General features: G+C 65.9%; 21 protein-coding genes. 7 read left to right on the top strand and 14 right to left on the bottom strand.

Annotation, left to right across the window (positions count from 1 at the left end; genetic code table 11):
• The first annotated feature begins 52 nt into the window (after nt 1-52).
• Nucleotides 53-634 (top strand): LysE family translocator, encoded by a 582-nt coding sequence (locus AC0MAZ_RS14625; RefSeq protein ID WP_232856505.1) that lies wholly within the window; start codon nt 53-55, stop codon nt 632-634.
• Between the two features lie 430 nt (nt 635-1064).
• Here AC0MAZ_RS14625 and AC0MAZ_RS14620 read toward each other — a convergent pair whose 3' ends face one another.
• Both AC0MAZ_RS14620 and AC0MAZ_RS14615 read right to left on the bottom strand, forming a co-directional pair.
• Complete coding sequence (locus tag AC0MAZ_RS14620; RefSeq protein WP_203647016.1) at nt 1065-1841, bottom strand: AraC family transcriptional regulator; 777 nt, start codon at nt 1839-1841, stop codon at nt 1065-1067.
• Between the two features lie 10 nt (nt 1842-1851).
• Nucleotides 1852-2394, bottom strand: coding sequence for a helix-turn-helix domain-containing protein (locus tag AC0MAZ_RS14615; protein WP_198743306.1), 543 nt, complete (start codon nt 2392-2394; stop codon nt 1852-1854).
• A 154-nt stretch (nt 2395-2548) separates the two neighbouring features.
• Between AC0MAZ_RS14615 and AC0MAZ_RS14610 the strand changes: the two genes are divergently transcribed.
• Together AC0MAZ_RS14610 and AC0MAZ_RS14605 are read left to right on the top strand one after the other, a co-directional pair.
• The gene (locus tag AC0MAZ_RS14610) at nt 2549-3331 is read left to right on the top strand and encodes an aldolase (RefSeq protein ID WP_203647018.1); all 783 of its coding nucleotides are present in this window, start codon (nt 2549-2551) and stop codon (nt 3329-3331) included.
• Nucleotides 3332-3364: 33 nt separating this feature from the next.
• Nucleotides 3365-4255, top strand: coding sequence for a dihydrodipicolinate synthase family protein (locus AC0MAZ_RS14605; RefSeq protein WP_203647019.1), 891 nt, complete (start codon nt 3365-3367; stop codon nt 4253-4255).
• 84 nt (nt 4256-4339) lie between these two features.
• Here the strand turns inward: AC0MAZ_RS14605 and AC0MAZ_RS14600 are convergent, their stop codons facing one another.
• Nucleotides 4340-5479 (bottom strand): glycerate kinase, encoded by a 1140-nt coding sequence (locus AC0MAZ_RS14600; protein WP_232856502.1) that lies wholly within the window; start codon nt 5477-5479, stop codon nt 4340-4342.
• 101 nt (nt 5480-5580) lie between these two features.
• The gene (locus AC0MAZ_RS14595) at nt 5581-6684 is read right to left on the bottom strand and encodes a sugar diacid recognition domain-containing protein (protein WP_234561430.1); all 1104 of its coding nucleotides are present in this window, start codon (nt 6682-6684) and stop codon (nt 5581-5583) included.
• Between the two features lie 155 nt (nt 6685-6839).
• Here AC0MAZ_RS14595 and AC0MAZ_RS14590 point away from each other — a divergent pair, with 155 nt between their 5' ends.
• Nucleotides 6840-8171, top strand: coding sequence for an MFS transporter (locus tag AC0MAZ_RS14590; protein WP_475858300.1), 1332 nt, complete (start codon nt 6840-6842; stop codon nt 8169-8171).
• 145 nt (nt 8172-8316) lie between these two features.
• Here the strand turns inward: AC0MAZ_RS14590 and AC0MAZ_RS14585 are convergent, their stop codons facing one another.
• On the bottom strand, nt 8317-9426 hold the full coding sequence (locus tag AC0MAZ_RS14585) for a DmpA family aminopeptidase (RefSeq protein ID WP_475858298.1): 1110 nt from the start codon (nt 9424-9426) through the stop codon (nt 8317-8319).
• 17 nt (nt 9427-9443) lie between these two features.
• Complete coding sequence (locus AC0MAZ_RS14580) at nt 9444-10808, bottom strand: APC family permease (protein ID WP_475858297.1); 1365 nt, start codon at nt 10806-10808, stop codon at nt 9444-9446.
• Nucleotides 10809-11108: 300 nt separating this feature from the next.
• Here AC0MAZ_RS14580 and AC0MAZ_RS14575 point away from each other — a divergent pair, with 300 nt between their 5' ends.
• A complete protein-coding gene (locus AC0MAZ_RS14575) occupies nt 11109-11906 on the top strand; it encodes a helix-turn-helix transcriptional regulator (RefSeq protein ID WP_254465029.1) in 798 nt (265 codons plus the stop codon).
• 28 nt (nt 11907-11934) lie between these two features.
• Here the strand turns inward: AC0MAZ_RS14575 and AC0MAZ_RS14570 are convergent, their stop codons facing one another.
• The 5 genes from AC0MAZ_RS14570 to AC0MAZ_RS14550 form a co-directional block, all read right to left on the bottom strand.
• A complete protein-coding gene (locus tag AC0MAZ_RS14570) occupies nt 11935-13401 on the bottom strand; it encodes a DNA-3-methyladenine glycosylase 2 family protein (RefSeq protein ID WP_475858295.1) in 1467 nt (488 codons plus the stop codon).
• 186 nt (nt 13402-13587) lie between these two features.
• Nucleotides 13588-14634, bottom strand: a complete 1047-nt coding sequence (locus AC0MAZ_RS14565) for a chitinase (protein ID WP_203647036.1) — start codon at nt 14632-14634, stop codon at nt 13588-13590.
• A gap of 37 nt (nt 14635-14671) precedes the next feature.
• Nucleotides 14672-15307 (bottom strand): lytic polysaccharide monooxygenase auxiliary activity family 9 protein, encoded by a 636-nt coding sequence (locus tag AC0MAZ_RS14560; RefSeq protein WP_028689290.1) that lies wholly within the window; start codon nt 15305-15307, stop codon nt 14672-14674.
• Between the two features lie 359 nt (nt 15308-15666).
• On the bottom strand, nt 15667-17358 hold the full coding sequence (locus AC0MAZ_RS14555; protein ID WP_475858293.1) for a phospholipase D-like domain-containing protein: 1692 nt from the start codon (nt 17356-17358) through the stop codon (nt 15667-15669).
• Nucleotides 17359-17380: 22 nt separating this feature from the next.
• A complete protein-coding gene (locus AC0MAZ_RS14550) occupies nt 17381-18148 on the bottom strand; it encodes a ribonuclease T2 family protein (RefSeq protein WP_475858292.1) in 768 nt (255 codons plus the stop codon).
• A 154-nt stretch (nt 18149-18302) separates the two neighbouring features.
• Here AC0MAZ_RS14550 and AC0MAZ_RS14545 point away from each other — a divergent pair, with 154 nt between their 5' ends.
• Both AC0MAZ_RS14545 and AC0MAZ_RS14540 read left to right on the top strand, forming a co-directional pair.
• Nucleotides 18303-18485, top strand: a complete 183-nt coding sequence (locus tag AC0MAZ_RS14545; protein WP_203647040.1) for a DUF2986 domain-containing protein — start codon at nt 18303-18305, stop codon at nt 18483-18485.
• Between the two features lie 41 nt (nt 18486-18526).
• Nucleotides 18527-18991, top strand: coding sequence for a VOC family protein (locus AC0MAZ_RS14540; RefSeq protein WP_232856493.1), 465 nt, complete (start codon nt 18527-18529; stop codon nt 18989-18991).
• Between the two features lies 1 nt (nt 18992).
• Here AC0MAZ_RS14540 and AC0MAZ_RS14535 read toward each other — a convergent pair whose 3' ends face one another.
• The 3 genes from AC0MAZ_RS14535 to AC0MAZ_RS14525 form a co-directional block, all read right to left on the bottom strand.
• Nucleotides 18993-19814 (bottom strand): MipA/OmpV family protein, encoded by an 822-nt coding sequence (locus AC0MAZ_RS14535; protein ID WP_254465026.1) that lies wholly within the window; start codon nt 19812-19814, stop codon nt 18993-18995.
• 157 nt (nt 19815-19971) lie between these two features.
• Nucleotides 19972-20268: a DUF3144 domain-containing protein gene (locus AC0MAZ_RS14530; RefSeq protein ID WP_110737748.1), complete on the bottom strand. Its 297-nt coding sequence runs from the start codon at nt 20266-20268 to the stop codon at nt 19972-19974.
• A gap of 288 nt (nt 20269-20556) precedes the next feature.
• Nucleotides 20557-21891, bottom strand: a complete 1335-nt coding sequence (locus AC0MAZ_RS14525) for an MFS transporter (RefSeq protein WP_203647050.1) — start codon at nt 21889-21891, stop codon at nt 20557-20559.
• Between the last annotated feature and the right edge of the window lie 157 nt (nt 21892-22048).

Raw genomic sequence — 22048 nt, 5'->3', positions numbered from 1 at the left:
GTCACGGTCTTAGCCAGGATAGCCACACCCTCCTCCTGCATGGAAACCTCCAATGAGCCTGACATTGTCCATGGCAGCCTTTGCCCTGGCTGCCTCCATCTCCCCCGGCCCGGTCAACATCGTTGCCCTCGGCAGCGGCGCACGCCATGGCTTGCGGGCCAGCATCGGGCATGCCGCCGGCGCCACCCTGGGTTTCTGCCTGCTGCTGGTGCTGGTGGGGCTGGGCGTGCATGAGCTGTTGCTGCGCTGGCCGTTGCTGGGGCGGTTGCTGCACTGGGGTGGCGTGCTGTTTCTGCTGTACATGGCCTGGAAACTGGCCAGTGACGATGGCGGACTGGGTGCCGACGACAACCGGCGAGCGCCCAGCGCCTGGCACGGCGCGGCCATGCAGTGGCTGAGCCCCAAGGCCTGGCTGGCGGCGGTGGCCGGGATCGGCGCCTTTACCGGCGGCGAGCAGCAGTTGCTGTGGCTATTCACCTGGATCTACGGGCCGATCTGCTTCGTCTGCGTGGCCAGCTGGGCCTGGGCCGGCAGCGTGATCCGCCAGTACCTGGCCGAGCCGTGGCGGATGCGCCTGCTCAATCGGGTGCTGGCGGGGTTGCTGGTGGCGAGCGCGGTTTACCTGATGGTGTGAGGTTATCGGGCCGGGCGCTATCGCGGGGCAAGCCCGCTCCCACAGAACACCACGTAACCCATTGACTTGGCTTGGCCCTGTGGGAGCAACTGTCTTGCTCAAAGTCTGATAGCTTGCGTAATTCCTGTGGGAGCGGGCTTGCCCGCGAACACGGGCGAAGCCCGTGCCATCCATTGCGGCGCCTGCTTCGCGGGTAAACCCCACAGGCGTAGCGCGTGGCTTGAGGGCCGCGCGGTCGCTGTGGGAGCGGCTTCAGCCGCGAACACCGGCATAGCCGGTGCCAGGCACCGCGTCGCCTGCTTCGCGGGTAAACCCGCTCCCACAGGGATCGCGCCAGATTCTAAAAATTGAGCAAGACAGTTGCTCCCACAGGGGCACAGTTCCTTGCGCGACAACACAGCCCGAAGTCTTGGGCGATCTCCCTCCTGTCTCAGCCATTGCGATAATGCCCCGGCGTGGTCGCCAGGTGGCGCTTGAAGGCCCGCTGCAGGTGCGCCTGGTCGGCGAACCCCGCCTCCAGCGCAACCTCGGCAATCGGCCTGCCGGCCCGCAGTTGCGCCCGGGCGTGCTGCACCCGCTGGTCGAGCAGGTAGCCATGGGGCGTCAGGCCGAAGCGCTTGCCGAACGCGCGGATCAGGTAGGCCCGTGACAGCCCCGCCGCAGCGCAGATGTCCTCCAGCGTCAGCGGGTCGAGGCGATGGGCACGGATGAACGCGGCGGCCAGCTCAAGACGTGGATGGCGTGGTGGCTGGCCGCTCGCGTCCGCCTCCAGCACCTGCGCCAAGCCCCTGAAGAACGCCTCCAGCTGCGCCTCCCGACCCTCGTTGCCGGGCTCGAACAACCCGGCGAACAGCGCCAGCAACTGCCCGTACAGCACCGCCGATGTGCTCAAGGTCGCCGAGGGCAGCGCGAAGCCACGCGCCAGCAGCCAGGGCATGTCGACGAACAGCATAAGGTACGACCAGGGCTCGCCCTGGATCGGGTTGCAGGTGTGCACCACGCCCGGGTTCATCAGCACCGTGCTCCCCGCCGCCACCTCATGCCGGGCGTTGCCGGTCAGGTAGGTGCTGCGCCCACCGGTAATCACGCCGATGGAGAAACTCTCGTGGGAATGGGCCGCATAGCACACCTGGCGGCCGTCCCCCACGCGCCGGGCTTCGACAAAGGGCAATGCCGGATCACGCCAGAACCGCGAGACCTCGATCATCGCCCCGCCCTCACCCCTCGCCGCCCTGCACCACCACCAGCAACTGCGCCTGGCGCTCGCCGACCGAACGCAGGCGGTGCGGGGTCTGGGCATTGAAATGCAGGGCATCGCCCGCCTCCAGCAACACCCGTTCGCTCATGAAGTCCACCTCCACCTGGCCCTCGTGGACGAACAGGAACTCCTCGCCTTCGTGCTCCTTGAAAGTCGGGTCGCTGAACGCGGTCGGTGGCTGGATCAGGAACGGCAGCAGGCTGCGCTGGCCAACCTGGGAGGTCAGCACCGCATATCCCGGCCCCTCGCCACCACCCACCAGCGCCTGGCGCTCGCCGCGGCGCACCAGGCTGTAGCGCGCCTGGCCGTCGTGCTCGCCGTCGAACAGCTCCTCGACATTGACGTTCAGCGCCCGCGCCAGCTTCAGCGCGGCGGCGATCGACGGCGTGTTGAGGCCGCGCTCGACCTTGGACAGGTAACTCTTGGTCATGCCGGACTTGTCGGCCAGTTGCTCAAGGGTGATGCCCAGTTTCTTTCTCAGCAGTTTCAGTCGGATAGACATGTGACGCGGGTTTCCCGAACAAACGCACTTGCTTATGACACTTTGTGTCATATAGGATTATTTGTGTCATCTGATGGCTCGCCCCCTCACCGTCCAAAGCTCGGGGGCGAGCCAGCCCTGACATCCGTCATCACGCCACAGAGGAAAGCTCCCCATGGCCAATACCCTTACCCTCAGCAAAGACCAGCTGGTGCAAAAGGCACTGACACAGATGCAAGGCTCGCTTGCCGATAATACGTGGACTGTGCGCGAAAAGCTGGCCCTGACCTGCCGAATTCTCTTCGATAACGGCCACGACTCGGGCCTGGCCGGGCAGATCAGCGCCCGCGGTCCGCAGCCGGGCACCTTCTACACCCAGCAACTGGGCCTGGGCTTCGACGAAATCACCGCCGGCAACTTGCTGCTGGTCAACGAAGACCTCGAAGTGCTCGAAGGCCAGGGCATGCCCAACCCGGCCAACCGCTTCCACAGCTGGGTGTACCGCGCCCGCCCCGACGTCAACTGCATCATCCACACCCACCCCACCCACGTCGCCGCGCTTTCCATGCTCGAAGTGCCGCTGCAGGTCTCGCACATGGACCTGTGCCCGCTGTACGAGGACTGCGCGTTCCTCGAGGCCTGGCCGGGCGTGCCGGTGGGCAATGAGGAAGGCGAGATCATCAGCGCCGCCCTGGGCGACAAGCGCGCCATCCTGCTCTCGCACCACGGCCAGCTGTCCACCGGCACCAGCATCGAGCAAGCCTGCGTCTACGCCCAGCTGATCGAGCGCGCCGCGCGCCTGCAACTGCTGGCGATGGCCGCCGGCACCATCAAGCCGATCGCCCCGGAGCTCGGCCGCGACGCCCACGACTGGATCGACCGGCCCAAGCGCCACGGCGCCGCCTTCAACTATTACGCCCGGCAGGCGCTGCGCCAGCACGCCGATTGCCTCGCCTGACCCCATCTTGCCTTGCTTGCGGAGCCACACACCATGACCACTCGATTCCACGGCATCATCGGCTACACCATCACCCCGTTCACCCAGGACGGTGAACAGCTTGACCTGCCGGCCCTGGGCCGCTCCATCGACCGCCTGATCGACGGCGACGTCCACGCCATCGCGCCGCTGGGCAGCACCGGCGAAGGCGCCTACCTGAGCGACGGCGAATGGCAGCAGGTCGCCCAGTACAGCCTGGAGCGCATCGGCAAGCGCGTGCCGAGCATCGTCAGCGTCTCCGACCTGACCACCGCCGGCGCCGTGCGCCGCGCCCGCTTCGCCCAGCAGCACGGCGCCGACGCGGTAATGGTGCTGCCGGCGGCCTACTGGAAACTCAGCGAAGCCGAGATCGTCCAGCACTACCGCGCCATCGGCGCGGCCATCGACCTGCCGATCATGCTCTACAACAACCCGGCCACCAGCGGCACCGACATGCCGGTGGAGCTGATCCTGCGCATCGTCCGCGAGGTGGACAACGTGACCATGGTCAAGGAGAGCACCGGCGACATCCAGCGCATGCACAAGCTGCAACTGCTCGGTGAAGGCCAGGTACCGTTCTACAACGGTTGCAACCCGCTGGCGCTGGAAGCCTTCGTGGCGGGCGCCACGGGCTGGTGCACGGCGGCGGCCAACCTGATTCCCGAACTGAACCTGCGGCTGTACCAGGCGGTGCAGAACGGTGAGCTGGAACAGGCCAAGGCGCTGTTCTACCGCCAACTGCCGTTGCTTGACTTCATTCTCAAGGGAGGTTTGCCGGCGACCATCAAGGCTGGCCTGGAGATGACCGGGTTGCCGGTGGGCGAGCCGCGCCGGCCGGTGTTCGGGCTGGATGCCCAGGGCCGCGACCAGCTGAAGGCGCTGCTCGACGCCTTGTATCAGGGCTGACATCGTCAACGTGCCTGTGGGGGGCCACTCCCACAGGTCATCTACACACTTGAGAACACCGCCCCGACCCGGACGGTGTTCTGATCAGCGCTGGCGCGCCACCTGCCACAACCGCGCCACATCCCCGGCCCGCGCCTTCAGCAGCGTCTCGGCTTGGTCACAGGCCTGCTCCAAGGTCATCGGTCCGCTGGCCAAGGCAAAGGCGGCGTCGATGCCCTGTGCGTACAACTGCTCGTAACCGGCCCCCAGGGTCCCCGCCAAAACCACCACCGGTACACCATGTCGCCTGGCCACGCGCGCCACCCCAAGCGGCGTCTTGCCGCGCAGGGTCTGGGCATCGAAGCGTCCTTCGCCGGTGATCACCAGGTCCGCGCCCTGCACCAGGCCATCGAGCCCGGCCAGCTCGGCGACCACCTCGACGCCCGGGCGGAACTGCGCGCCCATGAACGCCTTGGCGGCAAACCCCATGCCCCCGGCCGCGCCGCTGCCCGGCTGGTCACGCACATCCGTGCCCAGCAGGCCTGCGCAATGGTCGGCGAAATGTGCCAGGGCCTGGTCCAGGGCCTGCACCTGCTCGGGGCTGGCGCCCTTCTGCGGGCCGAAGATCGCCGAAGCACCGTTGTCCCCGCACAACGGGTTGTCGACATCGGCGGCAACCTCCACCTGGACCTGCGCCAGGCGCGGGTCCAGGTCGCTGGCGTCGATGCGCGCCAATTGCGCCAGGGCCAGTCCGCCCTCGGCCAACGGTTCGCCCTGGGCATCCAGCAAGCGCAGGCCCAACGCCCGCAACATGCCGCTACCGCCATCATTGGTGGCACTGCCGCCGATGGCCAGGACGATGCGCGAGGCACCGGCCGCCAACGCCGCCGCCACCAGTTCGCCGGTGCCCCAGGTGCTGCTGCGACAAGCGTCGCGCTGGCCGTTGGGCACCAGCTGGATGCCACTGGCCTGGGCCATCTCGATCACCGCCGTGCGGCTCTCGGCCAGCCAACCCCAACCCGCCTCGACCGTCTCGCCCAACGGGCCGCGCACCACCTGGCGACGCAGTTCGCCATGGCTGGCGGCGACGATCGCCTCCATGGTGCCTTCGCCGCCATCGGCCATCGGGCATTCGATGCGCTCGGACGCCGGCCAGACTTCGGCCAGGCCGGCGGCGATGGCGCGGGCGACACCGGCAGCATCGAGGCTGTCCTTGAACGAGTCGGGGGCGATGACGATCTTCATGGGGATTCTCCTGTCCTGTTGTCGCGCATGCTGACAGGTGTACGCCACGCCAGCCTCGGTCGGATGCACAAAACCCAGGGGCGTTGATTGGGCGGATGCCTCTACAGCCCCTTTGCCGGCAACAACTGCAACCCCAAATACAGGCTCAGCATCCCCTCCATCCGCAACGGGTCCACCTCCCCCAGCTCGGCGATCCGCTCCAGCCGATAGCGCAGGCTGTTGCGATGGATTCCCAGGGCCTCGGCGCAGGCCTGGCTCTGCCCGTCATGGGCGCACCAGGCACGCAGGGTGAGCAGCAACTGGCCACTGGCGTCCTTGGCGCGGATGCGCTGCAACGGTTCGAGCAGCTCATCCAGGGCATCGTCGTTGCGATGCCGCCAGAGCAAAGCCGGCAAGCGGTAGCGCTCCAGGCTCAGCAGACGCTCGTCAGGCAGCACTTCACGGCCGTAGGCCTGCAGGTCGCGAACCCGCCGATAACCACGGCGCAACTGCTCCAGGCTCTGCGCCGGGCTGCCCAGGGCCAGGCGTTCGACGTCCCAACCATGGCGCTGCAGGCGCTCGAACAGGCGCGGCTCGTCCAGCACCACGCCCGCCGGGCGGCACCATAGCAGCGACTGGCGTGCGGGACTGACGCACCAACTGTCCGGGTAGCGACTCATCAGCCAGGCTGACAGGGCCTCGGCAGGCGGCCCGGCGCGCAGCTCGAACAGGCAGGGAATCCGTGGCAGGTTGGGCTTGAGCCCCAGTTGCTGGGCCTCGTCGACCAGGCGCGGTGACTCACCGCTGCCGCCCAGCAGCAGCGCCAGCAGGTCGTCGCAGCGCTGGCGGCGCCATTGCTGCTCCACCTGCAGGTGACGCTGGGCCAGCAGCATCTCGGCGGTCATGCGCACCAGCTCGCCGTAGGTGCGCAGTTGCTGCGGATCACCGGTCAGCCCCAGCACGCCGATCAGCCGGCCATCGAGCATCAGCGGCAGGTTGACGCCGGGCTGCACGCCCTTGAGGCACTTGGCCGCTTCCGTATCCAGCTCGACGATGCGGCCGTTGGCCAGCACCAGTTGCGCGCCTTCGTGACGGGTATTGATGCGCTCGGGCTCGCCACTGCCGAGGATCAGGCCCTGGCTGTCCATCACATTGACGTTGCACGGCAGGATGGCCATCGCCCGGTTGACGATGTCCTGGGCCAGGTCGTGGTCCAGCTCGAACATTGCAAGGGTCCTTCGACTTTGGTCGGCGGCACAGCAGCCTGCACCTGACACTGTGCAAAAGCACAAAGACAGCCGCGCTACACTCCCCGAGACTGCTCAAGGCGAGCGCCGGCACAGGCGACGCGGTGACAACCATAACAACAGAGAACCCGATCATGGCACACAGCCCCGCCCCTGACCAAGGCATCGAGATCACCCGCAACGCGCTGTACCGGCGCATCACCCTGCGGCTGATCCCGTTCATTTTCATCTGCTACCTGTTCAACTACCTGGACCGCGTCAACGTCGGCTTCGCCAAGCTGCAGATGCTCGACGCGCTGAAATTCAGCGAAACCGTGTACGGCCTCGGCGCCGGCATCTTCTTCATCGGCTACGTGCTCTGCGGCCTGCCCAGCAACCTGGCACTCAACCGCTTCGGCCCGCGGCGCTGGATCGCGCTGATGATGATCGCCTGGGGCAGCCTGTCCACCTGCCTGCTGTTCGTCACCACCCCCACCGAGTTCTATGCCCTGCGCCTGCTCACCGGCGCCGCCGAGGCGGGCTTCTTCCCAGGCGTGGTGCTGTACCTCTCGCGCTGGTTCCCGGCGGACCGCCGCGGCCGCATCATGGCCCTGTTCATGTCGGCGATTCCGGTGTCCGGCCTGCTCGGCGGACCCTTCTCCGGCTGGATCCTCGAGCACTTCGCCGCCGGCCAGCATGGCCAGGCCGGCTGGCAGTGGATGTTCCTGATCCAGGGGCTGCCCACCGTGGTGCTCGGCGCGCTGGCCATCGTGCTGCTCAGTGACGGCTACCAGACCGCCAAGTGGCTGAGCCCGGCCGAGCGCCAGCTGATCGAGGCGGACCTCAAGGCCGACGCCGCCAGCAAGCCGGCCACCCGCGGTGACAGCGTGCTGTCGGTGCTGACCAACCCGCTGATCTGGACCTTCGGTTTCGTCTACTTCTGTATCCAGAGCGGCGTCTACGCCATCAACTTCTGGCTGCCGTCGATCATCAAGAACATGGGCTTCGACAACCCGCTGCTGATCGGCTGGCTGAGCGCCATTCCGTACCTGCTGGCCGGAGTGTTCATGATCCTGGTCGGCCGTTCGGCGGACCTGCGTAACGAGCGCCGCTGGCACCTTGTGGTGCCGATGCTGATGGGCGCCCTGGGCCTGCTGATCGCGGTGAACTTCGCCGGCAACCCGCCCATCGCCATCCTCGGCCTGTCCATTGCCACCATGGGCGCGCTGACCGGCCTGCCGATGTTCTGGCCGATGCCCACCGCGCTGCTGACCGCCGGCACCGCCGTGGCGGGCCTGGCGATCATCAACTCGGTGGGGCAGATGGCCGGTTTCCTCAGCCCTTACCTGGTGGGCTTCATCAAGGACCAGACCGGGTCGACCGATGCGGCGCTGTATGCGCTGGCGGGGTTGATCGTGGTCGGCAGCCTGGTGGCGTTGCGGGTTTCGCGGGGTGGTAGTGCTGCCTTGGCAGGTGCCCGCTCGTAACGTGGTTTCTGTGTAGGAGCGGCCTTGTGCCGCGAAAGGGCTGCGCAGCAGCCCCGGGATCTCAGCGTCGACGCATGAATTGCCGGGGCCGCTACGCGGCCCTTTCGCGGCACAAGGCCGCTCCTACAGGGGGGAAACGGTACTGCTAGTTACGAGGCTTCCACCCCGCCTCGTGCAACGCCGTCAACAGCAAGTCCCCCTCCAGCGCCGGCACCACCACCCCGCCCTTGCCCTGCATCGTCCGCCCCGCCAGCAAGGCATTGACGATCGCCTCCTCCACCGCCTCCGCCGCCGCCATGAACAACCCCGAGATATGGTCGTTGTTGAGCATTTGCACGCCTGTGCACTGGGCCAGCCCCTTGCGCCCGTAGTCAGCGGGCGGCAATCCCTGGTTGCCGGTGGAAAACGCCAGGAAGATATCGCCGCTGGAGTCCTCGGTACCGCCACCGGTGCGGGCGATGCCGATCGACGCCCGCTGCGCCAGGCGCTGACACTGGTGTGGCAGCAACGGCGCGTCGGTGGCGATCACCACCACGATCGAGCCCATCCCCGGCGTGCCCGCCTCGGCCTCGGCGAAGGGCGACGGCAGATGCCCCAACTGGCGCCCGACCGGATAGCCGTCGACCCGCAGCTCGCGTCGCTGGCCATGGTTGGCCTGGACCAGGACACCGACCGTCCAGCCCCCCTGCCCGTCCTCCAGGCGCCGCGAGGCGGTGCCGATGCCGCCCTTGAACTCGTGGCAGATCATCCCCGTGCCACCGCCCACCGGGCCTTCCTGCACCGGGCCTGACTCCGCGGCCTGCTGCGCCTGGCGCACCTGCGCCGGCGTCACGTGCTGGCCCCAGATGTCATTGAGCAGGCCATCGTAGGTTTCCATCACCACCGGCATGCACCAGTACACCGCGTCGTCCGGCAGACGCTCGCGCTCGGCGCCGATCAGCGCGTCGCGCACCACGCCGACGCTGTGGGTGTTGGTGATGGCGATCGGCGTGGTCAGCAGCCCGGCCTCGCGAATCCACTCCAGCCCCGTGGCGTCGCCGTTGCCGTTGAGCACGTGGCAGCCGGCGAAGCACGGCTGCTGACGGGCCGCGCCCGCGCGCGGCTCGATCAGGGTCACCCCGGTGCGGATCGGCGCCGGGCGTTGCTCGTCGATCAGGGTGCTGTGGCCGACCCGTACCCCTGGAACGTCGGTGATGGCATTGAACGGGCCCGGGGTGCCGTGGCCGAGGGTGATGCCCAGTTGACGCGCACGCATGTGTACTCCTTGGATGCTCACAATTTCTGGAAAGTCGGGCTGAGGCGGCCGTGGGTGCTGTACAACACCATCGACACGGCCAGCAGCCCGAGAATGATCAACAGGTCGCGCAGCGATGCCTCGCGCAGCAAGGTCACCAGCAGCCAACCGGCGCCGCTGACCGCCAGCAACGCCGGCAACGGCCACAGCGGCATGCGGTACGGGTGCTCACGGTCGCGGCGCAGCACCCGGCTGCACAGTGCGCAGGCCGCCACCACCAGGTAGATCAGCAACAACAGCAGCACGGTGAACGAAGTCAGTTGTTCCAGGCTGCCGGACAGGCTCAGCAACGCCGACGGCACGGCCAGGAACAGGGTCGCCAGCCACGGCGATTCCCAGCGCGGGTGGATCAGCGTGAAGGCGCGGTTGAGGGTTGGCGTCCAGATCGCATCGCGGCCGCTGCTGTACACCACCCGGCCGACCTGGATGACGATGGCGACGATGGCGTTGAACACCGAGAGGAAGATCCCGGCACTCACCAGCCGCGCCAGTGTCTGGTTGCCGTGGGCAGTGAGCAGGTAACCGATCGGGTCGCCGCTGGCCAGCATCGCCTGCAGCGACGGCGCGCCAATCAGCAGCGCCGCCAGCGGAATCACCTCGATCGCCACCACGACCACCAACGACCACAGCACCGCCCGGTGCACGGTACGGCCACGGTCCTTCATGTCCTCGGCCAGCAGCACCGCGCCACCGTAGCCGTTGAAGGCGAACAGGGCCATGCCCACCGCCCCCAGCACCAGCGCCCAGGGCGCGACGACCAGGCTGCCCTGCTCGAGCATCTGCGGTTGCAGCAGGCTTGCCACCGGCTGGCTGGCGTTGCCGAAACCCAGTGTCACGATCACCAGCAGCGCGGCGACTTCGCAGAACAGGAACAACCCGGTGATCCAGGCGTTCAGGCGAATATTGAGAATGCCCAGCGCATAGCTCGACACCACGATCACCAGGGCCACCGCCTGGGTGTCAAACCTGGTGCCCAGGGCGTTGTTCAGGTAGGTGGCGGCACCAGCGGCGAGCACCGGCGGGATGAACAGCATCGAGGCCAGCACGGTGAGGAAGGTGGCGTAGCCGGCCAGCCCGCCGAACACCCGTTTGGCGTACACGTATTCGCCACCGGCGGAGCTGTGGGCACGCCCCAGCTCAGCGTAGCACCAGGCGAACATCAGCGCCAGGACCGCGGCCATGATGAACGAGAGAAAGGCGCCGCTGCCGGCCTGCTGGATGGCGAACGGGGCGATGACGAACACGGAACTGGCCGGGGTCACCGCCGACACGGTGATGGCGACCACGTCGAACACCCCCAGCCGTTGCTGGAGTGCGCCCGTGGGCGCTGCGCTGGAGCTCATGGCGTTTTTCCTCTGGTTGTTATTGGTTGTGAGGGGAAAACCGGTCACGCGGCCGCTGGACCTGGGCTGGACTGTAGGCTGGCGCAGCGACTGGGCCAATTACCCAAAGGGGGTACGCCTCTTGACGGGGAGCAGGAAACCTCACAAGACTGCGCATTCGCAGGTTGAATTTTGTGGGAGCGGGCTGGCCCCGCGATGGCGTAGCGTCAGGCAACCCTGCAATATCGCGGGGCAAGCCCGCTCCCACGCCCCCCTCATTCCAGCCAACTGACGAGTAACAGTCGCCAGCAATGGGGTCTCATGCACAACCTGTTCACCGAAGCCAGCACTCACGCAGGCCTGGCCCGCACCGTCGAGCAGATCGGCCAGCCGCGTTTCTGGCGCCAGTTGATCCTGCTGTTGCAGCAGTGGCTGGTGTTCGACAACGCCCTGGCGATGTTCTACCCCCGCGCCGGCCTGCCCCGGGCGCTGGAGATCTTCGATGCCCGGGGTGAAGGCAACCCCGAGGCCATGGCCCTGTACCTGAGCGGCCTGTACCAGCTCGACCCGTTCTACCAGGCCTGCCAGGAGCGCATCGGCGACGGTCTGCACAGGCTCGAGGAAGTGGCACCGGACCAGTTCCGCCAGAGCGAGTACTACCTCAAGTACTTCCACGACCATGTGCTGGAAGACGAGGTGCAGTTCATCGTGCAGTTGGGGGACAGTGGCGCCCTGTCGCTGTCGCTGGGACGCCGCGAGCGGTTCGACAGCGCCAGCCATGGCTTGCTGGCGGTGGTCTGCCCGTGGGTGGTTGCGCTGATGGCCCAGCACTGGCTGCAGCAGAGCCTGCGCCCGGCGCCCGTGGCAGGCATGGCCCATCAGGTGCGCGACGCCATGAGCCTGTTCGGCGCCAAGGTGTTGTCCGAGCGCGAGCTGGAGATCGCCCGGCTGATCCTGCGTGGCTATTCATCCAAGGCCATGGCCGAGCGCCTGGCCATTTCCCCGGAAACCATCAAGGTCCATCGTCGGCATCTTTACGCCAAGCTGGATATCTCGTCGCAACCGGAGTTGTTCTCGTTGTTCCTGCAATCGCTGGGGCATGATCCGCAGGATCCCTGAGCCCGCCGCACAGCGTTTGCCAAGACACTCACGGACGCGCCGGATCTGCCAACCCCTGCCAGGCACGCAACACGGCATAGCCACGCCAGGGCCGCCAACCCTGCGCAGCCTGTGTCGCGGCCCTGGCGCTGTTCACCCCCAGGGCCTTCTGCAGTGCCACGTCACCCGCCGGAAACGCATCGGGCCAGCGCAAGGCGCGCAAGGCAATGTACTGGGCCGTCCAGTCGCCGATGCCGGGCAAGTCCCGCAACTGGGCGCAAGTGGCCGCGACATCGACACCGGGGCTCAGCAGCAGGCGCCCCTCCCCCACGGCCTCGGCCAAGCCCTTGAGGGCGGCCTGGCGCTGGCGCGTGATGCCCAGTCGGCCAAGGGCGTCACCACTGGCCGCCGCCAGGCTGGTCGGTGTGGGAAACAGACGGTCCAGCGCTGCAACGGGCGTCTGGATAGACTCGCCAAAAGCCGCGACAAGGCGCGCGCCCAGCGTGCGCGCAGCGGCCACGGTGATCTGTTGGCCAAGCACGGCACGCACCGCCAGCTCGAAACCGTCCAGCGTACCGGGCACACGCATGCCTTCGCTCGCCGGGAACGTCGCCTGCAACACACTGTGGACCGCCACCGGGTCGGCATCCAGGTCGAACGCGGCCCGCACGCGGTTGATCAGCGTGGGCAAAACGCCTGCCAGGCTGTCACTGATGGTCACCTGCGCCTGGGCACGCTGGTCGTCAAGGCTCACACTCAGCCAGCCGCTGCACGCCTGCTGGCCCTGCACAAGGCGCAGGGTGCGCATGTACTGCCGGCCCTCCACCCATTCCAGGCCCGGGATGGCGCGCAGGCGCAGGAAGCCCAGCATCGCCTCCACGTCATAGGGCGGGCGCCAGCCCAGGCGAACGCTCACCCCTTGCCCATTGGCGGTCGAGCGGGCGCGACGCAACGTACTGGGATTCAGGCCATAGTGCTGGGAGAACGCATCGTTGAAGCGCCGCACACTGCCAAAGCCACTGGCCAACGCCACCTGGGTCATCGGCAGCTGCGTGTCGGCGATCAGTTGCTTGGCCGCCAGCAGCCGACGTGTCTGCAGGTACTGCAGCGGCGAAACCCCGAAATGCGCCTCGAAGATGCGTCGCAGATGGCGGTCGCTCACCCCCAGGTGCCGGGCGATATCGACCATCGTACGTACGTTCTGCGGCTCGTCCAGCATGCGCGCCGCCTGCACGGCCAGGATGCGCGAGGCATCCTCGGTGCTCCACGCCACCGCACGCGGCGCCAGCTCAGGGCGGCAGCGCAGGCACGGCCTGAAACCCGCCGCCTCGGCCTGGGCGGCATGCCGGTAGAACTGCAGGTTGTCACGCCGTGGCGTCTTGACCCGGCACACCGGCCGGCAATAGATGCCGGTGCTGGTGACCGCGGCGAAGAAGGCGCCATCGAAGCGCGCATCGTGCGCCTTCAAGGCCAGGTAGCAGGCATCGCTTTCGGGAGAATCGATTAGGTTGGTCATGAGCGACATCCTATGCCCTGGATTCGCTTGAGGCTCGCCATTTTCGGACATATGGCTTGCAGGGTTTCCCCTGTCCTGCAGACAACAAAAAATCCGATGCCTTGCGGCATCGGATTCTCATCGATCGATCACATCGGCAGGCCTCGACTGCCGGACATCAGGCACGTCTGCCCGATGCAGGTTCGATCAGGCGGTCGGTGCCTTGCGGGTGCGTGCGGGCGCCTTGGTGCCGTTGATCAGCGGCCCGTAGCGTCGGCTGAACTCCTGGTTGTAGGGCACGTGGTCCTTGTTGACCCCATTATCCCAGTTGACCGACCAGGTCATCAGGCCCTTGATCGACACGCCCTTGGCGTACAGGCGCTTGAACGCGTTGGTCACCGCCGTCGGGTTGACCACATAGCCGGTGGCGGCGGCATCGACGTTGGCCGGCAGGCCGATGACGAACTTGTCGGCCGGAATCCGGGTGAAGCCGCGGGTGCCGCTGACCAGGCTTTCGGTCAGGTAGAAGAGGAAGTCCTCTTTGAGCGCATCGTTGTTCTGGGCGATCCAGGCGCCCCTGCCGTTGTTGGCCTCCTGCACCCACAACCCGTCGCCACCCTGGTTGTAGAACTGCGGGGCGATGAAGTCGTAGTAGCCCTCCAGTGCCTTGAGGTAGTCGACGTAGCGCCCGGCGCTGGTCAGGTAGGGGAACTCCGGTGCCATGCTGATGATGAAATGCTTGCCCTCGGCGGCATAGTGATCCTTCACCAGCTTCAGCGCGGCGGGCAGGACGGTCTTGTTGGCGGCGAAGTCGATCGCGCTCTGTTCAAGATCGATGTCCAGCCCGTCGAAACCGTAGGTTTCCACCAGGCGGATGATTTCATTGGCCAGCGGCTGTTCGTGGCCCGGGTTCAGCGCGATATGCGCATCGGCACCGCCCAGCGACATCAGTACTGCCCTGCCCTGGCTGTTGAGCACGCCGACCTGGCGGCGGAACTCGGCATCGGACAGGTTGTACGGCTTGAAGGTCGGAATGCCGCTGCCCTTCATGAATGCCACGGCCACCACGTTGTAGTCGCGCGGCACCTCCTCCAGGCTCATGTTGGCGAACTGCCCGCGCTGGTAGCCGTCCGCAGGGCCCGCCGGCCAGTTGTGCCAGTAGCCCATGAGGATCTTCTTGCCCTCGAGGCTGGGCATGCGCGAGGCGGCGTCGTCGCGCGCGGCCTTCAGTTGGGTAAAATCAATCTTTGACATGTTCCAATCCTTTAGAACGTGTGGAAGATCCGCGGACTTACTTGAAGTCGACGTCGAAGGCCTGATAGAAGGCGTTGCCGGTGTTGGCGACGATCCACATCAGGACGATCACATGACGGCCCTTCTTGTTGGCCGGCAGCTTCACTTCGTGGTCGACCTTGGCCTTCAGCTCGCCGGCATGGCTGTAGTACGGCACCTGCGGGTAGAAGTCCTCGGCGAACGGCTTGTCCTCCAGCTGCGCACGGGTGATGCGCTGTTTCGGGTCCCAGCCGTCCTTGGTGATCAGCCAGCGGTAGCCGCGGGTGGTGTGCGGCGCGGTGTAGCGCCAGGTCACCTTGAACAGCTGCCCGGGGTCGACGTTCACCAGCGGCCAGGTGAAGGCGCGGTTGAGCTTCTTGCTCATCTCCTCGTCGGTGAAGTTGACGCAGTCACGGGCGTCGGTCTTGCCACCGCTGAGGATGTAGCCGTCGGCGGGCGGGGCGACGCTTGGGTTGTCCGACTGGAACGGTGCGGGGAACGGGCCGGCCGCCAGGGCCGGGAAGTTCTTGCCGCCTTCCATTTCGTCGACCTGCCAGCCGCTGAGCACGCCCAGGTCGATGGCGACGGCGCCGCGGGAGGCCGGAGAAGTGACGCGACCGTGGCGAAGCGGGTTCTGGTTTTGTGGTTGGTTCATGTTCATAGCTCCATAAGGTTTGAGAACTCTCCCTTTCCTAGGAAGAGGTCTTCAAATTAACGGAGCTGGATTTATTGTCCACGGGGCGATTTTGCGCACTGACGCCGGTCGTTTGGAGAAACCCCAATGAATACTGGATATTCATACAGTATCGCTATGCTTCTCCTACCCATCATGGAGCAAATCACCTACATGCCCAGGCGGCGCATGGCCCTGTAGGAGCGGCCTTGTGCCGCGAAAGGGGCGCGCAGCGGCCCCAGCGATCTTTGCATCAACACTGAGATCCTGGGGCTGCTTCGCAGCCCTTTCGCGGCACAAGGCCGCTCCTACAAGGGATTGCGTATGGCCTGAGGGGACTGTCAGCCGACCAGATAGCGCCGCCGCTTCGACCGGTAGTTCGCCGGATCCAGGTGCGCGGGCAGCCATTGCCCGGCCTGCGGCTTGAGGTAGTTGCCGGTGCTCCCGGGCCGGGCCTGGTACTTCGCCGCCAGGTAGCGCGCATAGTGGTGATCGAACAGGCGCATGAACTCGCCGAAGTAGATGTCCGCCACCCGGGTATCGCCGTGGATCACCAGCATGTTCTCGTCGTTCTTCTCCTGGGAGGCGGCGCTGAAGTTCGCCGACCCGGTCACCACCGTGGGCTGCTCGCCCAGGGGGTCGACCAGCAGGTACTTGGTATGCACGTAGTCGTTGCTGTTCAGCGGGTTGTCACGCTCCTTGAGCGCGTTGGTCAGCGGGTTGTCCTCCCCCAGGAAGCTGCCGGCGGCAAAGATCACGTCACCGTCGGTGCCGATGTTCTCGGTCTTCCTGAGCGGGTCGTCCTTGATCACGTAGCGCAGCACGTCGTTCTGCGCCTGGAGCACCTCCTGGAACTCCCGAGCGATCTCGAACGCGGCGGTAAAACACACCAGCTGACGGGCTGCGTCGGCCAGGTCCGCGTACCACTGCAAGGTCTTCTGCGCCTGGGGCGTTTCCTTGCGCTCGCGGGGACTGAACAGCGGGTAGGTGCCCGGCTGCAACGGCAAGGCGGGCAGCGGGGTAGCCTGGGTATTGGGCGCACGCAGCCTGGCTGAGGTCATGTTCTGTTGCAGCCGCGTCCAGTAGTCCAGGTATTGCCGGGCGATGATGGGGTCGTGGACAACATGGCCGACATTGGAGTGGCCGAAGATCCCGCCAGCCGAGATATTGGTCGAGCCGGTCCAGACGCTGACCGGCTGGCCATCCTTGAGCAGCACGATGAACTTGTTGTGGCGGATGCCTTCGCTGACCGTGCGCGGATGCACCCAGGCCTGCAGGCCGGCCTGCTCGATGGTGGCCAGGTTGTTCGCCTTGTACTTGCTCTGGGCATCGAAGACGACCTGCACGTCGCCTTCACGGGCGGCCTCGCGCAGGGCCTGGGCGACCGGCAGGTACTGGAACTCGTAGAATGCCGCGCGCAGGCCCATGCCTTTCGCGCCGCCGCGCCCGATGAAGTCGAGCAGGGCCTCGTACAGGCCCCGCGAAAGCCATTTCATCGGTTTGGAGGCCGGCGCATCGGGATCGGGAGCGACGTTATCGAATTCCCTGGCATAAGCCTGGGAGCCGATCACGCCGCGGTTGAAATGGATATCGTGCCTCAGGCCCTCGCCGCCCGGCGCAAGCGTGGGCTCACAGCGCACGCGCACCGCGACGCCCCGGGCGTCGTCGATGCGCAGGTTCCTGGGTTCGCCGAATACCGGCTGCACCGTGTAGGCGTACTCCCCTTCGGGCGCGACGGTGTAGTCGGCCCACAGGAAACTCTGGATCGGATGCTCGCTGGTCGGCACCAGCGTGCCCGGTGGCAGCCCCTTGTCCTTGTCGGCGAAGCGCTTGAGGCCGCGCAGATAGTATTGGGTCCGCAGCTTGCCGGCCGCGTCGAAGTACCGACGGTGTACGGCAAAGCCCAGCAGGTTCTGCTCGCCGACCAGGGTCTCGAGGCTCGGCGGCGTGACGAAGTCCCAGGCCAGGAACACGACATGGGTGCCGGCGATGGCCCGTACCCGCAGATAGTCGCCAGTGGCGGATGCTCGCATGGGTGCACTCCTTGCAGGCCGGTTACTGGAACGGCGTCCTGACCTTGATCTGCTGATTGTCGGGGGTCCCGCCGCTCGGGCACGGGATCGCAGCGAGCTGCTTGTCCAGGCACACCCAAAGCTCCTTCAGACGGTTGCCCGAACCCACCGAGACCCGCAGGCTCTGTGCCGGCAATGCAGGGTTGCGGGCCAGGAAGGCCTGCTTGATGTCGCTGACCCTGGCGTTAACCAGTTGATTAGGGCCAGGGTTGCTGCCGAGCATGGCTTGCGTGTCGGGACGGCGCAGCGTGTCGTACACCCGCTGGATATCGGCGAAGTAGCGTTCGGCGGACGACCAGCCACAGGTGCCGTGGGCCTGCCATTCGTTCTGCATCAGGTCCGGCCCCGGCATCATGCACAGGTGCTGCCTGACCAGTGGCGCCGGCAGCGAGCCGACGCTCTGGCAGTTGCGAGGATGGTCCTGATTGGACTTGGCATAACGGTTCTGCGGCCACAGGCCATGCACCACCCATTCGAAACGATTGCCCGAGAAGCACTGGAAGGCATGCTTGTCCCGTTGCGCCTTGGGCTTGTTGCGCTGGCTCTCGCAGTGTTCCGGCGACCAGGACAGCACCAGCGCCAGGTAGTCGGTGGGCAGGTCCTTGTTGACGTAGTCCACCGGGCGCACCGGCGCGGGCTCGACGGCGTCGGGCAACGCGCAGATTTCCTCGGCGAAGATCGGTGAGGCGGCGGCCAGCCAGCCCCAGAGCAGCGTTCTGACCCAAGCGCAATGCCGTGGTGATCCTTGCATGATGACCTCCTTGTCGGGTTCGACAGGCTCCGTGCCTGTCGCTCGTACAAACCCGTCAGGTGATGGTGTAGCGCGAATATGACGATTCGTCAGTGGCGCTTTGTTGTATCGTTCGTCCCTGCCGTACCACCAGGCGCCAATGAAGCGAAAAAACATGAACCGTCGTAAAAAGATCAACCAGCTGTTGAAAGCCCACGCCAAGAAGGCCAGCGCCAAACTGGCGCCGAAAAACCGCAACACCTACATCTCCAAGGCCGACCGGCTGAAACTGGCGGCCGAAGCCAGCCTGGGCGCCGAGCAGGCCACGGCAGACAGCACCTCCCCCGCACAGCCCTGAGCCTGATAATGACAACACCTGCCGACATAGCGAGCGATGCGATGGACCTGAAATTCAGCCACGTGGATGTGCTGGTCGCCGATCTGCAGGCCGCTTGTACCTACTACGCCCAGGTGCTGGGCGCCGAGATCTCGCGCACGCTCGTCTGGGAGCGCGGCGGCCTGCATGTGCACTACGCCATCGCCCGGATCGGCCAGGAGCGTTTCATGCTGGTGCAGCCGCTGGCGGGCAACCTCAAGGACCTGCTCGACAGCCATGGCGAAGGGATGATCTACCGCCATTGCTACTCCACGCCGGACATCGAACAGGCCTATGACCAATTGACGGCCAACGGCATCCAGCCCGAGGACGAGAACGGCAAGCCGCTGGCGCGCGAGCACCTGCAGTCGCCTGCCGGTGCCCGCATCATCTGGCTGCCGAAGCGTTTCGGGCATTTCTCGATCGAGATCATCGAGGCACAGGCGCTCGAAACCTTCATCGAGGATGCCTTCCTCCCGCAAGCCTGAATCAGAATGCGTACTGCACCCCGACGGTCGAGGTGACCGGCGTGTCCTGGCGAATGATCGGGCTGTGGCGGACCTGGTCGGTGTAGTGCATCACGTTCACGCTGGCGATGGTCGACCAGTGCGGGTCGAACCGGTGCATCCACGACAGCTCGCCCGAGTAGGCATGGATGCCCTTGTCCGCCTTGAATCGATCGAAATCGGTGTTGTCGCTTTGCTGGGCAGTGACGCCGAAGTAGGTCTGGTTGTACTTGGCCTGCCCCGCATGCGCATTGAGGCCCAGGGTGACCATGTCGGCGTCGCTCTGGTGCAGCGTGTTCAGCAGGCCGAACTGGTAGCTGTTGCCGCGCTTGTAGCCACCGGTGCGCAACTCGGCGCCGGCGGTGACCGCCAGCCAGGGCAGGACCTGCTGGGCCAGGTCGATGTTGACCACCGTCGCTCCCCCTACCGCCCCCATGCCTTTCAAATCGTCCGAGCCAGCGCGGTACTTGCTGTCACCGTCGGCACGACCGAAGTCGTAGCCGAGCGAGAGACTGGCGCTGAAGCCGCTGTCGAACTGATGCTGGACGCCCACGCCCTTGAGGCTGTCGGCGAAGAAGATGCCGCGCTGGAGGGTCACCGATGGCAACAGGTGGCCCTGGCTGCCCTTCGCGCCCATGTAGCGCGGCGCGGCATGCAGGGCGAAGCCTGCGGTGACCTGGGTCTCGTCGCCCCAGATGATGTCCGGCGCAGTCTTTTCCTGGGCACTGGCCTGGCTGCAGGCAAGTGCCGCGTTGAGGGCAAGCGAAGTGCCCAGTATCTTCCTGATGGACGTTGATTCGAACATGATCATGACTCGCTGGATAAAGTTTTCGACGCTGCGGGAAACGCACCGGGATTGCCCGGCGCATTTCAACTGGCGCGCACTCTAGCGAGGGTCTGTCAATGTTCCTTCCAGCGATTGTCAAGGTCGTGTGAAGATGGCTGAATTTTCCGGGTAGGCCTCAGCTGTCCTGGCCCAGCACATAGCGGTCGAAGTGCTGGATATGCTCGTCGAGGTTGTCCTCGAGCATCATCCGGTACTGCTCGCAGAAGTACTTCAACAACTCCTCCCGCGCCGCGGCCATCTCCTGCGCTGACTTGAAGCTGCGCGCCGTCATCCAGGCATTGAAGCGACTGGCGGCGAAGGTCATCGAAGCGCTGACCTTGCCGAGGTCTTCGAGCTTCTCGATCTGCTGGTTGGCCAGCTCGATATGCGCATCAGCGCGGTCGTAGAAGGCCTGGTCGGTGGCTTGTGCCATGGCGGTATACCTATTGGAGATGTTTGTCTCAGGCCGTCTTGGCCTGAACAGTGAACAGCCGGCTCATCAGGCGCGCACAGTTGGGTGCGGCCTGCATCCCCAGACCGATAGATTGAGGCGGCGACTGTAACAGAATGCTGTCCTGCCCCGGATACAAGGCTCGAAATCCCTACCGGTGGGAGCGGGTTTATCGGACCGCCGCACCGCCGCGAACACCGGCAGAGCCGGTGCCATCCACCGCGCCGCCTGCTTCGCGGGTGAACCCGCTCCCACAGAGGTCCCTTCGCCTTAAACCGAGCGCAGGTTCAAAGGGCTCGGATCAACAGACTGCCGCGCATCGTGGCCACAGGCGACGAAATCCTCCTTGCGCAGCACCACCAGCGCCACCAGCGACGCCACACCGGTGCCCACGTAGAAGTACCACGGCGCGGTGATATCCCCGGTCACCTTGATCAGCCAGGTGGAAATCAACGGCGCACTGCCGCCGAACACCGCCACCGGGATGTTGTAGGCCATGGCGATGCCGGTGGAGCGGATGCGCGTCGGCAGCAGTTCGCTCATCAACGCGTAGGTCGACGAAGCGTACAGCCCGAACAGGATCGCCACCGCCATCAGCGGCCAGAACAGGGTGGCCGGGGTGGCGCCGGGCGCGGTCTTGAAGAACCAGTACATGGCCAGGGTCGCCAGGGTGCCGATCACCATCAGGAACGGCTTGCGCCCGTAGCGGTCGGTGAAGGCGCCGCCCAATGGCATCACCAGCGCCGCCGACAGGCTGGCGACGAACACGTAGAGCAAGGTGGTGCCGCTGTCGAACTTCAGCGTGTTGGACATGTAGGTCGAGGCGAAAGTCAGCACCAGGTAGAAGATCGAGCTGTGCAGGGTGATGATGAAGAACACCAGGGCGATCGAGCGCTTCCACTGCCATACCTCGCGCAGCGGCGCCTTGGAGGTCTGCCCGGCTTCCACCAGGGCGAGGAACTCGGGGCTGTCCTCGAGCTTGAGACGAATGTACAGCGAGATGAAGCCCAGGGGACCTGCGATCAGGAACGGGATCCGCCAGCCCCAGTCCTGCATCAGCTCGGCGCCCAGCGCCCAGGTCATGCCATTGGCCACGGCGCCGCCCAGCAGCAGGCCGAGCACCGCGGTGACCATCAGCCAGCAGGTGGCGAAGCCGCGTCGACCGGGGCCGGCGTATTCGGAAATGAAGCTGGTGATGGTGCCGATCTCACCGCCGGCGGAGAAACCCTGCACGCAGCGGATCAGTACCAGGATCACCGGCGCGGCGATGCCGATGCTGGCGTAGGTCGGCAGCAGACCGAGCAGGAAGGTGGAGCCGGCCATCATCACCAGCACCGTGATCAGCGTGCGGCGACGGCCGATCTTGTCCGCCAGCGGGCCAAAGAACAAGCCGCCCAGCGGGCGGATGAAGAAGCTCAGGGCGAAGGCCGCGAAGCTCGCCAGCAGGCTGCTGGTGGGGTCGTCGGAAACGAAGAAGGCCTTGCCGATGTACAAGGCCAGGAAGCCGTAGACGCCGTAGTCGTACCACTCGATCAAGTGGCCGGTGGTGGCGCCGATAAAGGCGCGGCGCCGCTGGCGCTGGGTGTTGCCGGGTGACATGCCCATGTCGGGAACTCCTGTCGTGGTGCTTTCCATGAAAGATGCGGGTCAGTGGCTAATGCCAGTCAGTTAAGCCAATTGGGGTCGCTGCGCGACCCTTCGCGGGTAAACCCGCTCCCACAGGTACAGCGCTCGATTCAGCGTTTGCGCGATCCTGTGGGAG

The sequence above is a fragment of the Pseudomonas sp. A genome, assembly GCF_056270345.1.
This window is presented reverse-complemented; position numbering and strand designations above follow the sequence as displayed.

What these genes read in the sequence shown, in the direction of transcription:
- AC0MAZ_RS14625 (WP_232856505.1), top strand. Translation starts at nt 53, where the DNA reads ATGAGCCTGACATTGTCCATGGCAGCCTTTGCCCTGGCTGCCTCCATC.
- AC0MAZ_RS14620 (WP_203647016.1), bottom strand. Translation starts at nt 1,841, where the DNA reads ATGATCGAGGTCTCGCGGTTCTGGCGTGATCCGGCATTGCCCTTTGTC.
- AC0MAZ_RS14615 (WP_198743306.1), bottom strand. Translation starts at nt 2,394, where the DNA reads ATGTCTATCCGACTGAAACTGCTGAGAAAGAAACTGGGCATCACCCTT.
- AC0MAZ_RS14610 (WP_203647018.1), top strand. Translation starts at nt 2,549, where the DNA reads ATGGCCAATACCCTTACCCTCAGCAAAGACCAGCTGGTGCAAAAGGCA.
- AC0MAZ_RS14605 (WP_203647019.1), top strand. Translation starts at nt 3,365, where the DNA reads ATGACCACTCGATTCCACGGCATCATCGGCTACACCATCACCCCGTTC.
- AC0MAZ_RS14600 (WP_232856502.1), bottom strand. Translation starts at nt 5,479, where the DNA reads ATGAAGATCGTCATCGCCCCCGACTCGTTCAAGGACAGCCTCGATGCT.
- AC0MAZ_RS14595 (WP_234561430.1), bottom strand. Translation starts at nt 6,684, where the DNA reads ATGTTCGAGCTGGACCACGACCTGGCCCAGGACATCGTCAACCGGGCG.
- AC0MAZ_RS14590 (WP_475858300.1), top strand. Translation starts at nt 6,840, where the DNA reads ATGGCACACAGCCCCGCCCCTGACCAAGGCATCGAGATCACCCGCAAC.
- AC0MAZ_RS14585 (WP_475858298.1), bottom strand. Translation starts at nt 9,426, where the DNA reads ATGCGTGCGCGTCAACTGGGCATCACCCTCGGCCACGGCACCCCGGGC.
- AC0MAZ_RS14580 (WP_475858297.1), bottom strand. Translation starts at nt 10,808, where the DNA reads ATGAGCTCCAGCGCAGCGCCCACGGGCGCACTCCAGCAACGGCTGGGG.
- AC0MAZ_RS14575 (WP_254465029.1), top strand. Translation starts at nt 11,109, where the DNA reads ATGCACAACCTGTTCACCGAAGCCAGCACTCACGCAGGCCTGGCCCGC.
- AC0MAZ_RS14570 (WP_475858295.1), bottom strand. Translation starts at nt 13,401, where the DNA reads ATGACCAACCTAATCGATTCTCCCGAAAGCGATGCCTGCTACCTGGCC.
- AC0MAZ_RS14565 (WP_203647036.1), bottom strand. Translation starts at nt 14,634, where the DNA reads ATGTCAAAGATTGATTTTACCCAACTGAAGGCCGCGCGCGACGACGCC.
- AC0MAZ_RS14560 (WP_028689290.1), bottom strand. Translation starts at nt 15,307, where the DNA reads ATGAACCAACCACAAAACCAGAACCCGCTTCGCCACGGTCGCGTCACT.
- AC0MAZ_RS14555 (WP_475858293.1), bottom strand. Translation starts at nt 17,358, where the DNA reads ATGCGAGCATCCGCCACTGGCGACTATCTGCGGGTACGGGCCATCGCC.
- AC0MAZ_RS14550 (WP_475858292.1), bottom strand. Translation starts at nt 18,148, where the DNA reads ATGCAAGGATCACCACGGCATTGCGCTTGGGTCAGAACGCTGCTCTGG.
- AC0MAZ_RS14545 (WP_203647040.1), top strand. Translation starts at nt 18,303, where the DNA reads ATGAACCGTCGTAAAAAGATCAACCAGCTGTTGAAAGCCCACGCCAAG.
- AC0MAZ_RS14540 (WP_232856493.1), top strand. Translation starts at nt 18,527, where the DNA reads ATGGACCTGAAATTCAGCCACGTGGATGTGCTGGTCGCCGATCTGCAG.
- AC0MAZ_RS14535 (WP_254465026.1), bottom strand. Translation starts at nt 19,814, where the DNA reads ATGTTCGAATCAACGTCCATCAGGAAGATACTGGGCACTTCGCTTGCC.
- AC0MAZ_RS14530 (WP_110737748.1), bottom strand. Translation starts at nt 20,268, where the DNA reads ATGGCACAAGCCACCGACCAGGCCTTCTACGACCGCGCTGATGCGCAT.
- AC0MAZ_RS14525 (WP_203647050.1), bottom strand. Translation starts at nt 21,891, where the DNA reads ATGGGCATGTCACCCGGCAACACCCAGCGCCAGCGGCGCCGCGCCTTT.